At 70.0% G+C, this 15,108-nt stretch carries 9 protein-coding genes and 3 pseudogenes; 9 read left to right on the top strand and 3 right to left on the bottom strand.

Annotated features, from left to right (window positions below; translation table 11 throughout):
* Positions 1 to 146 precede the first annotated feature (146 nt).
* The 6 genes and pseudogenes from ACZ466_RS49850 to ACZ466_RS49825 form a co-directional block, all read left to right on the top strand.
* Positions 147 to 860, top strand: coding sequence for an ABC transporter ATP-binding protein (locus tag ACZ466_RS49850; RefSeq protein WP_378283781.1), 714 nt, complete (start codon positions 147 to 149; stop codon positions 858 to 860).
* A 4-nt stretch (positions 861 to 864) separates the two neighbouring features.
* On the top strand, positions 865 to 3,465 hold the full coding sequence (locus ACZ466_RS49845; RefSeq protein ID WP_378283742.1) for an FtsX-like permease family protein: 2,601 nt from the start codon (positions 865 to 867) through the stop codon (positions 3,463 to 3,465).
* 319 nt (positions 3,466 to 3,784) lie between these two features.
* Positions 3,785 to 4,141, top strand: coding sequence for a YciI family protein (locus ACZ466_RS49840; protein ID WP_378283741.1), 357 nt, complete (start codon positions 3,785 to 3,787; stop codon positions 4,139 to 4,141).
* 6 nt (positions 4,142 to 4,147) lie between these two features.
* Positions 4,148 to 5,842, top strand: a complete 1,695-nt coding sequence (locus ACZ466_RS49835; RefSeq protein WP_378283740.1) for a sigma-70 family RNA polymerase sigma factor — start codon at positions 4,148 to 4,150, stop codon at positions 5,840 to 5,842.
* A 98-nt stretch (positions 5,843 to 5,940) separates the two neighbouring features.
* A complete protein-coding gene (locus ACZ466_RS49830; RefSeq protein WP_378283739.1) occupies positions 5,941 to 7,509 on the top strand; it encodes an MFS transporter in 1,569 nt (522 codons plus the stop codon).
* A 969-nt stretch (positions 7,510 to 8,478) separates the two neighbouring features.
* Positions 8,479 to 8,841: pseudogene (locus tag ACZ466_RS49825) on the top strand (transposase); the annotation flags it as partial.
* A gap of 652 nt (positions 8,842 to 9,493) precedes the next feature.
* On the opposite strand, the gene ACZ466_RS49820 reads toward ACZ466_RS49825, so the two are convergent.
* On the bottom strand, positions 9,494 to 10,315 hold the full coding sequence (locus ACZ466_RS49820; protein WP_378283738.1) for an alpha/beta fold hydrolase: 822 nt from the start codon (positions 10,313 to 10,315) through the stop codon (positions 9,494 to 9,496).
* A gap of 660 nt (positions 10,316 to 10,975) precedes the next feature.
* On the opposite strand from ACZ466_RS49820, the pseudogene ACZ466_RS49815 reads away from it, so the two are divergent.
* The 3 genes and pseudogenes from ACZ466_RS49815 to ACZ466_RS49805 all read left to right on the top strand — a co-directional run.
* A pseudogene (locus ACZ466_RS49815) lies at positions 10,976 to 11,122 on the top strand (histone-like nucleoid-structuring protein Lsr2); the annotation flags it as partial.
* 122 nt (positions 11,123 to 11,244) lie between these two features.
* Entirely contained in the window at positions 11,245 to 11,592 is a 348-nt protein-coding gene (locus ACZ466_RS49810; RefSeq protein WP_464042125.1) for a helix-turn-helix domain-containing protein, read from the top strand.
* A 96-nt stretch (positions 11,593 to 11,688) separates the two neighbouring features.
* The gene (locus tag ACZ466_RS49805) at positions 11,689 to 12,696 is read left to right on the top strand and encodes an RNA polymerase subunit sigma-70 (RefSeq protein WP_378283736.1); all 1,008 of its coding nucleotides are present in this window, start codon (positions 11,689 to 11,691) and stop codon (positions 12,694 to 12,696) included.
* A gap of 768 nt (positions 12,697 to 13,464) precedes the next feature.
* On the opposite strand, the pseudogene ACZ466_RS49800 reads toward ACZ466_RS49805, so the two are convergent.
* A pseudogene (locus ACZ466_RS49800) lies at positions 13,465 to 14,033 on the bottom strand (dihydrofolate reductase family protein).
* A gap of 354 nt (positions 14,034 to 14,387) precedes the next feature.
* Positions 14,388 to 15,062, bottom strand: a complete 675-nt coding sequence (locus ACZ466_RS49795; RefSeq protein ID WP_378283735.1) for a tyrosine-type recombinase/integrase — start codon at positions 15,060 to 15,062, stop codon at positions 14,388 to 14,390.
* Positions 15,063 to 15,108: the final 46 nt, after the last annotated feature.

The raw sequence follows: 15,108 nt of genomic DNA, 5'->3' as shown, positions 1-15,108 counted from the left end.
CTCACCCGCCGACGCACGCTCAGGCGACCGGGATGCCGCGAGCACCGGACCATCGCCCGGGACGACGTGCTGCGCACGTTCCCTCACCTCGCGGGAGGGCATCGGTGACCGCCACCACGCGCGGCGAGCGTGTCCGCGACCAGGTCATGTCCGCCGCCGGCCTGGTGAAGACCTACGGGTCCGGCGACGGTGCGGTGACGGCGCTGCGCGGCGTCTCGGCGACCTTCGTCCGGGGGCAGTTCACCGCGATCATGGGGCCGTCGGGGTCGGGCAAGTCGACCTTTCTGCACTGCCTCGCCGGTCTGGACGCGGTGACCTCCGGCAGCGTCGTCGTCGGTGAGGTCGACATCACCGGCCTGTCGCGCACCCGGCTCGCCGAGTTGCGCCGCGAGCGGCTGGGCTTCGTCTTCCAGTCGTTCAACCTGCTGCCGATGCTGACCGCCGAGGAGAACATCCTGCTCACCGGACGGCTGGCGGGCTGCCCCGCGGACCGGCGGTGGTTCGACACGATCGTGGACGCGCTCGGGCTGCGCGAACGGCTGGCGCACCGGCCCGCGGAGATGTCCGGCGGGCAGCAGCAGCGGGTGGCGGTGGCGCGGGCGCTGCTGACCCGTCCCGAGGTGCTGTTCGCCGACGAGCCCACCGGCAACCTCGACTCCCGCTCCGGCGCGGAGGTGCTGGGCTTCCTGCGCACCGCCGTGGACTCCTACGGGCAGACGGTGATCATGGTGACGCACGATCCGGTGGCCGCCGCGCACACCGACCGGGTGCTGTTCCTGGCCGACGGGACGATCGTCGACGAGCTGGCCGCGCCCACCATCGACGCCGTGCACGCCCGGATGCGCAGGATGGAGGGCTGAGGCCGTGGGCAACGCCATGTGGCTGATCGCGCGCCGATCCTTCACCGAGGGCTGGCTGCGGCTGGCCGCCACCCTGCTGGCGGCGCTCGGGTCGATCGCGCTCATCGCGGGCTCGCTGCAGTTCGCGCTGCGCGCCCAGGAGGCGGTGGCCGGCAGTGACGCCAGCGAGTACTTCCGCGCGGACGTGCTGGTCCAGGGCGGGACGGTGGATCCGGACGACCCGTACGCGCCGCCCGACGGCCGGATCAGCCTGGACCGGATCGCGTCCCGACCCGGGGTGGCGGCGGCCGCCGGGGACGCCGCGGTGGCGGTGACGGCCGCCCGCCCCGGCGGACGTGCGATCACCGCGTCGGCCGAGGGCCGCACGCTGCTGCGTCCCTGGGTACCGGACCCGCGGCTGAACCCCTACCGGCTGGAGGCGGGGCGCGCCCCCGCCACCGACGGCGAGGTGGCGGTCGTCGAGCACATCTCGCGCGCCGGCAAGGTGCGCGTCGGCGACATGATGACGCTGACACTGCCCCGCCAGACACGCCGGGTGAGGATCACCGGAGTCGTCAGCGTCCAGGGCCGCGGCGCGGTGGCCGCCGGCGACCTGGTGCTGGCCCCGCCCGAAACCGTCCGGCGCGCCGCCATGCTGCCCGCGGACAGCTGGCAGGGCGTCTGGGTGAAGGCCGCGCCGGGCGTGCCCGCCGATCGGCTGCGCGGCGAGCTGGCCCGGGAACTGGACGGCGCGGCCACGGTGCGCACCGCGGAGTCCGTACGGCGTGCGCAGACCGCCGCCGCGGCGAGCGAGGGGGCCTCGATCGCCGGTGTCGTCGGCATGCTCGCCTCCGTGGCGATCTTCGTCGGCCTGTTCGTGGTGGCCAACACCTTCGGCACGCTGGTGCGGCAGCGGACCCGGCGGCTGGCGCTGCTCGGGGCGATCGGCGCCACGCCGCGGCAGATCAAACGGCTGATCCGGCTGGAGGCGCTGGTGATGGGCGCGATCGCCGCGGCGGGCGGCGTGACCGCGGGCTATCCGCTGTCCGCGCTGATCACCCGGCTGTTCGCGCGGGACGGTTTCGACGTCTCGGCCGCCGGCGCCCAGTTCGGCTGGGTCGCGCTGGGCGTCCCGGTCGCGGCCGGGATCCTGGTCACCCAGCTGGCCGCCTGGCGGGCGGCGCGCCGCGCCGCGGGGGTCTCGCCCGTCCAGGCACTGCGCAGCACCGCCACCGAAACCCGGGAACGCCGGTGGCCGCGGCTGCTGGCCGCCTCGGCGATCTTCGCCGGCGCGGGCTTCTGGTGCGCGGTGGCGGTCGCGGTCCGCGTCGGTGATCCGCCCGGCCAGGACCGCACGTTCGCCGTCTCACTGATGATCCTTTTCGGTGCGATGATGGCCATGACCGGGCTGGCCGTCCTCACCCCGTTCTTCGTGGGGCCGCTGGGCGGGCTGGTGGGCCGTCTCGGGACGCTGGCCGGCGGGGAGACCGGGCGGCTGGCGCACGCCACCATCACCCGCAGCCCGCGCCGGGTCTCCTCGGCTGCCTCGTCGCTGATGCTCGGCGTCGCGCTGGTCGCCTCCGTGGCACTGGTGACGATGTCGGTGCACGACCGTTTCCGGGAGGCGGGACGGCAGGTCATGGCGGCCGAGCACGCGATCACGGCGACCGCCAGGACCGCCGAGGGCGCGCCCGCGCCGGTGGCCCGGGACGTCGCCGCACGGGTGACGGGCACGCCGGGAGTGTCGCGTGCGGCGGCCCTCACCCAGACCGAGGTCAAGCTGGTGTCGCCCCTGCCGGACCGGCTCGAACCGGGGGAGGAGCCTGAGCCGTTCCACTTCCTCGTCAGCGGCGCCGAGCAGAGCGGGCTGCGCGACGTCCTGCGGCTGGGCGGCCGGCCGCCCGCGCTGAGTCCCGGTGAGATCGCGCTGTCGTCGACCGTCATGAAGGAGCGGGGCCTGCGGCGCGGTCAGCAGATCGTCGTGCGGGGCGCTCAAGGCCGGGTCGAGCTCAGGGTGGCGGGCGCCTACCACGACCCCTCCCACCTGTTCGCCGAGCAGGCGCTCGTGGCGCCCACGACGATGGACCGGCTCGACGCCAACGCCGCGACCCGGGCGGTCCTCGTGCGGGGCGGCTCCCCGGAAGCCCTGGCACGCGCCGTGGCCGGAGTGCCCGGCGTGCGCGTCCTCGACCGTGACACGTACGTGAAGGCGGCCTCGGACTCGCTCACCCGCCCCCTGCGGGCAACCTACGGCTTCGTCGGCATGGCGCTGCTGCTCGCGCTGTTCGGCATGGCGACCACGGTGTCCATGAGCGTCGCCGAACGCACCCGGGAGTTCGGGCTGCTGGGCGCCGTGGGCGCGACCATGAGGCAGATCCGCTCGATCGTCCGCTGGGAGGCGGCCACCGTGGTCGCCCTCGGCACGATCCTCGGCGTGGTGATCGCGATGGGCACGCTGACACTGCTGCACGTGACGACCGGCAGCTCGTTCCTGCGCCCGGACCCGCCGTGGTGGCTGTTCCCTCTGGTCGCGGCGGGCGCCGCGGTGGCGACCCTGGCGACCTCGGCGCTACCCGCGCGCCGGGCCGCGGCCGTGCCCATCCTGGAAGCCGCCAAGGCAGAGTAGGCCAATGGAGGCACGCCACCCGGGGCCCGCCCTTGGTGGCGGCAGCTCACAACAGGGCAGGTACACCGCACCCCAAGAACCGGGGGTCCGGCCCGGACGCGGTCGCGAGTACGTCTTCTGATTTATTTTCCGCGGTGATGTCGAATGGCGTCGAGGCCGTTCGTAGCCAAGGTGAGAGACCGGCAACGGCCGGTCGCCACACCGGAGGCCCACGATGACCGCCACCGCTCCCGCGAAACCGCTATTGATGCTGACGCAGCGATCGTGATCCCGCCCATCACCCGCCGCCTGTCTGCCTGATCCCTTGGAGGAGTTCGCCATGAAGCAGTACCTGCTCGCCGTCCTGCTCGACGAGAGCGCGCCGGAGCCGTCGGAGAGGGAGTTCCAGGAGCAGATGGCCCGGACCGGCAAGGTGACCGACGAGATGCGGGCCGCCGGTTCGTGGGTGTTCGTCGGCGGCCTGGCGCCCTCGCACGCCACCACGGTCGTCCGCCCGGGCAGCGGCACGACCACGATGACCGACGGCCCGTTCGCCGAGACCAAGGAGCAGCTCGGCGGGTTCTGGGTGATCCGGTGCGACGACCTGGACCAGGCGCTGGCCTGGGCCGAGAAGTGCGCGCTGGCCTGCGGGGCACCGATCGAGGTGCGGCCGTTCAACGACGAGCCGGGGGAATGAGCGCGGATGGATCTGGACAGCGTCTACCGGGCGGAGTACGGCCGGTGCGTGGCCACGCTGACCCGCCTGCTGGGTGACATCGGGCTCGCCGAGGAGGCCGTCCAGGACGCGTTCGCGGTGGCCGTCCAGAAGTGGGACCAGGCGCCGCCCAATCCCGGCGCGTGGATCGTGACCACCGCCCGCAACCGGGCGATCGACCGCCTGCGCCGCGAATCCACCCGCCAGGCCCGCCACGCCCAGGCGCTGCTGCTGCACCGACCCGACCAGCCCCAGGAGGTGGGGCCGGTGCGCGACGACCAGCTCCGCATGATCTTCACCTGCTGCCATCCGGCGCTGTCGCCGCTCGCGCAGACCGCGCTCACCCTGCGCCTGCTCGGCGGGCTGGAGGTGGCCGAGATCGCGCGTGCCTACCTGGTGCCCGAGACGACCGTCTCCCAGCGGATCGTCCGCGCCAAGAAGAAGATCCGCGACGCCCGCATCCCCTACCGGGTCCCCGAGGCCGCCGAGCTCCCCGACCGGCTGCCGCCGGTGCTCACCGTGCTCTACCTGGTCTTCAACGAGGGATACACCTCCACTTCCGGACAGCTGCTGCGCACCGACCTGTGCCTGGAGGCCGTCCGCCTGGCCAGGGCGCTCGCCGAGCTGATGCCCGACGAGCCGGAGGTGCTCGGGCTGCTGGCACTGCTCCTGCTCGCCGAAGCCCGCCGGCCCGCGCGGGTGGGGCCCGCGGGCGAGCTGGTGGTGCTCGCCGAGCAGGACCGGTCGCTGTGGGACCGGGAACTGATCGCCGAAGGGCACGAGCTGGTGCGCCGGTGCCTGCGCCGCGACCGGCCGGGGCCCTACCAGCTGCAGGCCGCGATCAACGCCGTCCACACCGACGGCCCCGCGACCGACTGGACGCAGGTGCTGGCGCTCTACGACCAGCTGCTGCGGCATTCCCCGACCCCGATCGTGGCCCTCAACCGCGCGGTCGCCCTGGCCGAGGTGCACGGACCGGCGCCGGCACTGGCCGCCATCGACGAACTGGACCTGCCGGGCTACCACCTGCTGCCCGCCACCCGCGCCGACCTGCTCACCCGCCTCGGCCGCACCGCCGAAGCCCGCACCGCCTACGACGAGGCGATCACCCTGGCCACCAACGACACCGAACGAACCTTCCTGCGAACACGACGGGCGCGCCTACAGCGGGAGGCCCGAGATGAGACGACAAGGAAGGCGCACACCGTGGACCCGGAGCACGTGAGCGCGACCCTGACCGTCGAGGCGCCCGCCGCGAGGGTGTTCGCGGTGCTGGCGGACCCGGCGGCCCATGCCGCGATCGACGGCACGGGCTGGGTTAAGGAACCCGCCGACCGGGCGCCGCTGACCGAGGTGGGGCAGATCTTCCGGATGGACATGTACCACCCGGGCCATCCCAACGGTGACTACCGGGTGGCCAACAAGGTCCAGGTGCTCGACCCGCCGCGCGCCATCGGCTGGCTGACGGGGTATGAGAAGGACGACGGCCGCCTGGAGTTCGGCGGCTGGACCTGGCGCTACGACCTCGCCCCGAGCGGCCCGTCCCAGACCGAGGTCACGCTCACCTACGACTGGTCGGCGGTGCCGCAGTCCATCCGGGAGTACCTCCAGTTCCCGCCGTTCGGCCCCGAGCACCTCACCAACTCACTGCACCACCTGGCCGAACTCGTCTCCGCCAGGTGAGGTCGCCGACCAGCACGGGCAGGCCCCTCGAAAACGGACGGGCGACCCCGCCCCAGCGCGTCGCCACCGGTGCGCGCCCACGACGACAGGAACAGATCGTGACCACTGCTAACACGAGGCCCAGAGCCGGGCGGCGGGAATGGGCCGGGCTGGCCTTGCTCGGCCTTCCCACGTTTCTCGTCTCGATGGATTTCTCCGTGTTGTACGTGGCCGTTCCGCACCTGACCGCCGCCCTCACGCCGAGCGGCGTCCAGCAGTTGTGGATCGTGGACATCTACGGCTTCCTGATCGCGGGCTTCCTGGTCACCATGGGCACCATCGGTGACCGGATCGGCCGCAAGAAGCTGTTGCTCATCGGCGGCGCCGTGTTCGGCACCGCGTCGGTGGCGGCGGCGTTCTCCACGAGCCCGGAGATGCTCATCGCCGGCCGTGCGCTGCTCGGCGTGGCAGGTGCCGCGGTGATGCCGTCGGTGCTGGCCCTGGTCACCGGCATGTTCACCGACCAGAAGCAACGCGGCCGCGCCCTGGCCATCTATCTGACCTGCTTCATGGGCGGCACGACGCTCGGCCCGCTCGTCGGTGGCGTGCTGCTCGAGTACTTCTGGTGGGGTTCGGTGTTCCTGGTGGCCGTGCCGGGGATCGTGCTGCTGCTGGTGTTCGGCCCTTCCCTGCTTCCCGACCAGCGTGCGCCGCAGCCCGGCGAACTCGACCCGGTCAGCGTCCTGCTGTCCCTCGCGGCGATCCTGCCGTTCGTCTACGGGCTCAAGGAACTGGCTCGCAACGGCTGGGAGTGGCTGCCCGCCGCGGCGCTGGCGTCCGGCATCGCGGTGGGGGCGGCGTTCGTCCAGCGGCAGCGGCGCCTGCCCCACCCGCTGCTCGACCTGCGCATGTTCGGCGACCGCACGTTCAGCTCCGCGCTCACCTTGTTCTTCGTGACCGCCCTGGTGGGCACCGGCACCCTCCTGCTCGTCACGCTCCACCTGCAGAACGTCACCGGCCTCACCCCGCTGGAGGCCGGCCTGCTCCTACTGGTGCCCAATGTGCTGATGATTATCGGCAACCTGACCACCCCACCGCTGGCCAACCGCATCCGTCCGGCCTACCTGATCGCGGGCGGACTGCTCGTCGCGGGCGCCGGCTACATGATCTTCACGCTGGCCGACCCGACGTCCGGCCCCGAGACGATCTTCATCGCGATGTGCGTCGTCATGCTCGGCACCGCACCGCTGGCCGCGCTCTGCAACCACCTCGCCATGGGGACCGTGCCGCCCGAGAAGGCCGGCTCCGGGGCGTCGATCGTCCAGACGACCACCGAATTCGGGCTCGGGCTCGGCATCGCCACGCTCGGGACGGCGGTGTACCGGGGCAACGTGGAGGGCGCGCTCGGCACGTTGCCACCCGGCGCGGCCGACGCCGCCCGGGAGAGCATCGACCGCGCGATCGACGCGGCCGGTCGACTGCCCGCAGCGCAAAGCGCCGACCTGCTGGCCGCCGCCCGCGACGCGTTCACCTCCGGTGTGCAGGTGGTGGGCATCGTCAGCGCCGTCTTCTACGTCGGCCTGGCCGTACTCGCCCTGCAGGCGTTCCGGCACGTGCGCAACTCCCACGGCGATGACGACACCACGAACAAGAAGGCCGACCCGGTACCCGAGGCCACCGAGGCATGAAACCGGCATACAAGGCAAAGTCCGCGCCCCCTAGGCGCGGGCTTTCTTCACGACGCGATAGTTACATCCGAAAGGTGCCAGGCCCCCCGCGACTTATGCGTGACTCGGGCACCTTATCCGGTACATCGCTCCCACGTGGGAGGGGCGATCGGTGAACGCAGCCGCCCGGAAAACACTCGTGCAAGATCCGCACCCTATTCGGCTGCCCGCCGGGGTCACCACGCTCACCCGGCTGATCCGCGACGGGCCGAGAACGCGCGGCTGGCCCGGCGGAGGTCAGCCCGGCGCTACGGGAGCCATTGCGGATCCTGGCGGAAATGCGGGCGTCGGAGCATGCGGAGCGGTTGATCAGCGATGGGTCGCGACGAGACGCCGCAGTGCGGCGTGAGCGGGTGGGCTCCCCACGCGGCCGCCGTATTAGCTCCGCATTCGCAGCCTAGAACCACCCAGAACCGGACACCCGCCCCTTCACAAAATCCGAGATTGCCGAATGCGGCCGAACACTCCCGCCCCGCACCCTCGAGACCATGACCACCACGATCTTGACCGCACTCGGCGCCACCCTCCTGATCCTGCAGACCGCTGCACACCTCCCCGCCGCCCTCGTACGCGCCCTGATCCCGCTACGCCAGGCACTCCACGACCTCCGCCGCCGGCCGGCCACCCCCGCGCACTGCCATGGCTGCCGGGCACACTGCTCCTGCACGACCCGGCCCATAAGCCCGCACACCGCTGCGTACAGCTGGGCATGGGTTCTGCACGATGGAGCCTGGTCATAGAACCCCCGGCCACCAGGAGGACGGAGGCGATTGGGAAGGGCTTCCCATTGAGGAGACCAGTCTCGCCACCCGGCCTGATGCCGGGACCGTGAAACTGACGGCGGATCTAACGATCAAGGAAGAGATACCTGATGACCGAGACCGCCGAGGTGGGGGGCCGAACGCGGTGACCGACGAGCAGTTGATCGCGATGCTGGTGGAGCGGACCCGTGGCGAGGGGCTCCAACGCACCGGCGAGGGCGAGCTGTTGCAGCAGCTCACCAAGCGGGTGCTGGAGTCCGCCCGGAGGGCGAGATCACCGATCACCTCGGCTACGACAAGCACGACCCGGCGGCAACAGCCGCAACGGATCGCGCACCAAGACGGTGCTCACCGACGTCGGCCCCGTCGAGGTCACGGGTGCCACACGACACCGTCGGCACGCTCGAGCCGCAGATGGTCCGCAAGCGACAGCGCCGGCTGTCGGGGAGATGGTGTTGTACTGAGCGCGAAGGGGCTCACGCTGGAGGAGATCTGCGCACACCTGGCCGAGGTCTGCAGCGGTGCCACCTCGTGACGGAAGGTTCGATGCGCTCAGATGAACCGCTCTACAAACGCGACCCCGATGCCTGGCGGGCGCACCTCGCCGAGGGCAATGCCACCCAGCCCCGCAAGCGCGTCAGTGTCGGCCTGCTCATGCGTGACGAGGGCGGCTGGTCGACCCGAAGCGCAAGCCGGACTGGGACCTTCCCGGTGGCATGAGCGAAGCTACCAAGCCCCGGCCGACACGGTACAGCGCGAGCTGGAAGAAGAGTTTGGCATCGAGGTCCAGCTGGAGCGGTTGCTCTGCGTCGACTGGGTGCCGCCCCACACCCCGTGGGACGACTCCCTGATGTTCATCTTCGACGGTGGCGTGCTCACGTCCGAACAGGAGGCTGTCGTCGCACTCAGCGAACTCTCGCTCAGCAGCTCCCGGACCGGCACATCGGGACGATAGTGGAGGGGGACGCCGCCCCCGCAGCGACTCCAGCCAACGATGATGACTCAGCATCGGTCTCCGAGCGACCTGGGGGAGTGCAGGGTCACTGCACGGTCGGCGGCGTAAGAGAGCGTTCTGAGATGTCTCGTCCGCAGTTACGGCCGCTTGACGCTGAATGGTGGCGTTCGTCGGTGGCTGGGCTTCTCCGCTCGGTGTCGCGGGGAGGCGGGTGGACTGGGTTCCTCGGCTAGCTTTGCAGGAAGGTCAGCAGGTCGGCGTTGACCTGGTCCTGATGTGTGGCGGTGATTCCATGCGGGGCGCCGGGGTAATAGATGTCCCTGGCACCTCTGATGAGCCGGGCCGACTTTCGCGCTGAGTCCCGGACGGGAACGATCTGGTCGTCCTCGCCGTGCAGCACCAGCGTCGGGATGTCGAACTTGGCGAGGTCTTCGGTGAAATCGGTCTCCGAGAACGCCTTGATGCTCTGGTAGGCATTGAGGAGGCCTGATTGCATGCTCCAGAGCCAGAACTGGTCGAGGATGCCCTGTGAGACCTCGGCGCCGGGCCGGTTGGCGCCGTAGAACTGGGCGGCCAGATCCCGGTAGAACTGCGATCGGTCCTTGAACAGGGCCTCGCGCATGTCATCGAAGACCTCGATCGGCAGGCCCTCGGGATTGGTCCCGGTCTTCAGCATGAGTGGGGGCACCGCGGCTATGAGGATCGCGCTGGCGACCCGCCTGGTTCCGTAGCGCCCGATGTAGCGCGCGACCTCTCCGCCGCCGGTGGAGTGGCCCACCAGGTTGACGCCGTTGAGATCGAGCGCCTCGATCACGGCCGCGAGATCGTTGGCGTAGCCGTTCATGTCGTTTCCGGAGGAGGTCTGGCTGGATCGGCCATGACCGCGCCGGTCGTGCGCGACGACGCGAAAGCCGTGCTGCACCAGGAACAGCATCTGCCCGTCCCAGGCATCGGAGTTCAGTGGCCAGCCGTGGGAGAACGTCACGACCGGGCCTTCACCCCAGTCCTTGTAGTAGATCTCGGTGCCGTCCTTGGTCGTGATGGTGCTCATGGCAGCTCCTCCTTGCCGACGATGAGTTGCACGGCCGACCAGCGCACCCATGGGCACCGATCGAATCCGTGGAGTACCTCACTGCTGTCCCCTGGGTCACGGGACCTAACCTGGGGCGATCAGTGACGCACCAGGACGGCACCGCCGGGTTGGCAGCAACGTCACCATTGCCGACCGGCCCCGCCTATGGGCTTGTCCGCGCCGAGGCCCGCAAGGCGGGACCCGGCCATCTCCGCGCGCGGTTGACGGCGAACTTTGTGAACACTTTGCTGCTGTGGCGCTCGAGGGTTCGGGGCTGAGGAGAGCCAGCCTGCTCTCGAGGCTGGTGGCGGCGCGGCACCAACGAGGTCACCGGGCTCCGCCGCAGCTGCCCGGCTTGTGCCGTCACCCCTCGGAGACCTGGCGCCGGACGCGGACGTGGACATTACCGTGCTGGCATCCTGCGCGCCGCAGCACACTCTGCACGCCTTGGGCGAAGTGGCCGCCAATCCTTTTCCGGCCAAAGGCCTTGCCCAGTGGTCCCTGCTTTCCTGAAGTGCCGCATCCGAGAACCCGGGCCGCTGGGCGGCCTGTGAGGAATCGTTTCAATCGTGTCCTTTCTATTGCCTGGGAGATGATTGCTGTGCTGCAGGCGTCGCAACTACTGGAAGGCGCATAGCCGTGGTCCAGAAAATCCAGGTTCTCCTGGTCGATGACCTTGATGGTGGTGAGGAGGACGAGACGGTAGCGTTCTCGCTCGACGGCACCTCCTACGTGATCGATCTCAGTGCCGCGAATGCCGAGAAGCTGAGAGGAACTCTGCAACCGTGAGGAGATTCCAACCTGAGTCTGCAGGTCACGGGCCGGTTGCGTCCCGCGCGGCATGAGCAGCGACAAGAGAGCTCCAGCTAGATCGAGATTTGCGACGATCTTGACCACCAGGAGCTCCGATGCTTTTCTGTCGCGCAGCCCTCGATCTGTCTCGTTCGGCCCGCACGTTCGTGGCCGATCTGATCCGCAAGCATCGGTGCCGGGTCGGGTCATGGTGGCGGCGGTTGCCGCCAGGCCGCCAGGCGCTGCTGGTCCTGGTGCACCTGCGCCGCAACAAGACCTTCGCCGGTTTGGCGGCGGCGTTCGACGTCGGTGCCGCGACCGCACACCGCTACGTCATCGAGGTGATCGAACTACTCGCCGAACTGGCTCCCGACCTGCAGCAAGCTAGCGACCCTCACCTCGACATCGAGGGTGTGCCCGATCCGAACACGTCCCCTGGATCGACCCCGACCCATCCGGCCTGACGAACGGCCCGGTGTCAGCGGCTTCACCGATCAGAAATCCTCCGCCACGTCGTCAGTTCTAGTAGCCCCTCGCCACCCGCGGAAGGATTGACGACCATGACCGACGCCAGACTGCTAGGCGCAGACAAGGCCGCGTTCATCGCGGCGGCCCGCTCAAACGACACAGCACAGTTCGCGCTCATCACGGAGCGCTACCGGCGTGAGCTGCAGGTGCACTGCTACCGGATGCTCGCGAACTACGAGGACGCCCAGGATATGACGCAGGAGACGTTCCTGCGGGCGTGGAACAAGCGGGAGTCGTTCAAGGGCCACGCTGCGCTGCGGACCTGGCTGTACCGGATCGCGACGAACGCCTGCCTCGACTTCCTGGAGAAGCGCAACGACCGCACACCCGTGCCTGCCGAGCTGCCGGACGCGGGCTCGGAAGTGCGCTACCTGCAGCCCTACCCGGAGCGGATGCTCCCGGAGGACCCGCAGGAATCGGTGGTGGCGCGGGAGACGATCGAGCTGGCGTTCATCGTCGCCGTCCAGCACCTGCCGCCGCGGCAGCGGGCGGTGTTCATCCTGCGCGACGTCCTCGGCTGGCCGGCGTCGAAGGCCGCCGACGCCCTCGAGCTGACCGTCGCATCGGTGACCAGCGCACTGCAGCGGGCGCGCGTGACGATGCGCGAGCAGCTGCCCGACCGCCGCCTCGACTGGCGGAGCCCCGCCACGCACGAGCTGACGAATGACGAGCGCGGCGTGGTGAAGTCGTATATCGACGCCCATGAGCGCAACGACCTCGACGGGCTGATGGACCTGCTGCGCGACGACCTGCGCTTCGCGATGCTGCCCGAGCCGGGCACCTTGATCGTCACGGCCAAGGACGCGGTGGACGGCTGGGTCTCCGGTGGGCTCTTCCAGCGCGGCCACGACGACTGGCGCTGCATCGCCACGACGGTCAACCGCATGCCTGCCGCCGTGCTGTACCTCCGCACCCACGACGACCCGGAGTACCGTTTGTTGAACATCGCGGTCCTGCACATCGTCGACGGGCAGGTCGCCGAGCTCACCGGATTCGACGTCACCGACAAACCATGGCTGGGCCTGCCCGCGACGCTGTGATCAGACAAGTCCCCAGCGTCGACGAGTCCAGCGCACGGGCCAGCGTCACCGAAGTGACCGCGGAATGAGCACCCCGACCAGCTGAACACCAACGGGCAACGCGAACACCACCGTCCCGCTGGCGTTGCTGGCGGGGCATCTTCATGCCCCGAAGAGGGGGTGCCGGTAGCAATCGTCGAAGATCCAACGAAGCTACCCATCACCTGGGGTGATGGGTAGCGACTGAACCGTCGCCAGTTCACATCCGATGCAGGAATCCCGCATCGGATGCGAACTCAAGGCTCGGCAGGCTGAAGGGTTTTCGGGGAGGGTGACCCCCAAGGGCTGGCGCCAACACCCGTCAGAACACAGGCTCTGTACCGTTCGCCGCCGCGAATCACCGCAGTTCAGGTAGCTCATCGCCACTCCGAGGGCAATCCGGTCCCGGCTGACGGACGGCCACCTAGCGCCGAAACCCCGCCGACGGCAAGCAAGACGCTTCACCGCGCGGCTGCCCTCCGCAGGGAGTGCCGTCGCGCTCACCAGGACGCCCATCGCCGCAGGCCAGACCCGTATCCGTTGGATTTTCGGCGATTGCTACCGGCCCCCGAACAACATCGTCACGATCAACGACGCCGTCATCCTCATCTTCAGGGAGTCGGTCAACAGCTCACTCGGAACGCAAGGAAGGGCCCGGGGAGGGGTTCCCTTATAGCGGAGGGTCACGGTGAGCACGCCAGGAAGGATTTCGACCTGGCCTTACAGGCCGAGCGAGCATTTGGCCCGTGCTCATCGCCTCGTCTCGTATCGGTTCAGCACCACGCCGCCGGGAAATGTCCGCGTCTCGACCAGTTTCAGGTTCACCCAGCTGTCCAGCGCGGTGAAGAACGGCGTGCCGCCGCCCACCAGGACCGGCACGGTGACCAGCGCGTACTCGTCGATCAGCCCGGCCCGCATGGCCGCCCCGGCGAGCGTCGCGCCGCCGATGTCCATCGGGCCGCCGTCCTCGACCCTGAGCCGGGCGATCTCGGTGACCAGACGGGTGTTCCAGTCGACCTTGTCGATCGTCGATGGAACACCACCTTCGGCATGTCCCGCCAGAGGCGCGCGAACTCGATCTCCGCCGGGGTGGCGTTGGGCTGCTGGTCGCCGGTCGGCCAGTGGGAGCTCATCGTCTCCCACCGCTTGCGCCCGTACAGCGACAGATCGCTCGCCCGCATCTGGTCGTACCACCACTGGAACAGCTCGTCGCTCGGCGACGAGTCCGGTTCCTCCCCACCGCTCCAGCCGATGTCGTCGCCAATCGCGGCGATGTAGCCGTCCAGGGCCACGTTCATGCCGAAGATCAGTTTCCGTATCGTGCCAACCTCCCTTGAGTCGATCTCACACGTACAGACGGGCGCGGCGCGGAAACCTCATCGGTGCGCGATCTGCCTGCGCAGGTAGTCCTCGCGTTCCGGACTCAGCACGGCGTACTCGGCGGGCTCGAGCACCACCGACCGGATCTCTATTTCACCCTCGCAAACGCCTCGTCACACAGCTACAGCGCCGGGGCCCTCTCACCGCGCTGGAGATCGCCAAGCGGTCCCGACGCTGGGCATCTCGCTCACCGGCCAGCGGCCCGCACGTGCACCGCAAGATCCGCGAGTACCTACCTCTACCAGCGCCGACGCAGCTAAACGTTGACTGGACCACTGCGTAGTCCGGCTCGGTCATCGCCGACCTCCAGCTCTGCGCCCGGCGGGGTCGCGTTCGGCCTGCCACCGGCCGAGCGCCTCGGCCGACACCCGGGCGTACTTGGCCAGTGATCGCACCGAGGTGTGCCCGGACAGCGCCATCAGCATCGGCGTGGAGGCGCCGTCCTCGGCGGCGTGCGTCAGGCCGGAGTGGCGCAGCTGGTACGGCGTGTACGGCCCGCCCGGTAGGTCGGTGGTGTGCTGTCCGAACACCTCCGTTGCCCGCCGGTACGACAGCCGGGCGCGGCTGGTGCGGGGGGCGACGTCGACCAGCGCCACCGAGGGGCGCGCCTTGCGGTCGGTGAGAAACACCGGGCCGGTCTTGCGCCCGGCCAGCAGCCGGGGCAGCAGCCGAGCGGTGCCGGTCTGCCACACGATCACATCGTGGGCGCCGCCCTTTCGGGTCACCCGCCGGTTCGCGGTGTCCAGGTCCGGCACGTTCAGCAGCAGTACCTCATCGGCGCGGGCGGCGGACTCGTACAGCAGCGTCCACAGCACCCGCTCCCGCAGCGGCACGTCCAGCGCGAGCACCGTGGCCACCTGCGGGCGGGTCAGCGCCTTGCTGTTGTCCAACGGCACCGGCCAGGACCGCAGCCGCACCGACGGCTCCCCGGCCAACCACTCCTGCTGGCGCCAGTCAGCGATCTTCAACAGCCTCACCAAGCCGCTGGCTTACCACAGAAGACAGCGCCGACGC

This window comes from Actinomadura rugatobispora (assembly GCF_055379765.1).
Note: the sequence above shows the minus strand (reverse complement) of the source record. Positions and strands in the feature narration are given on the sequence as shown.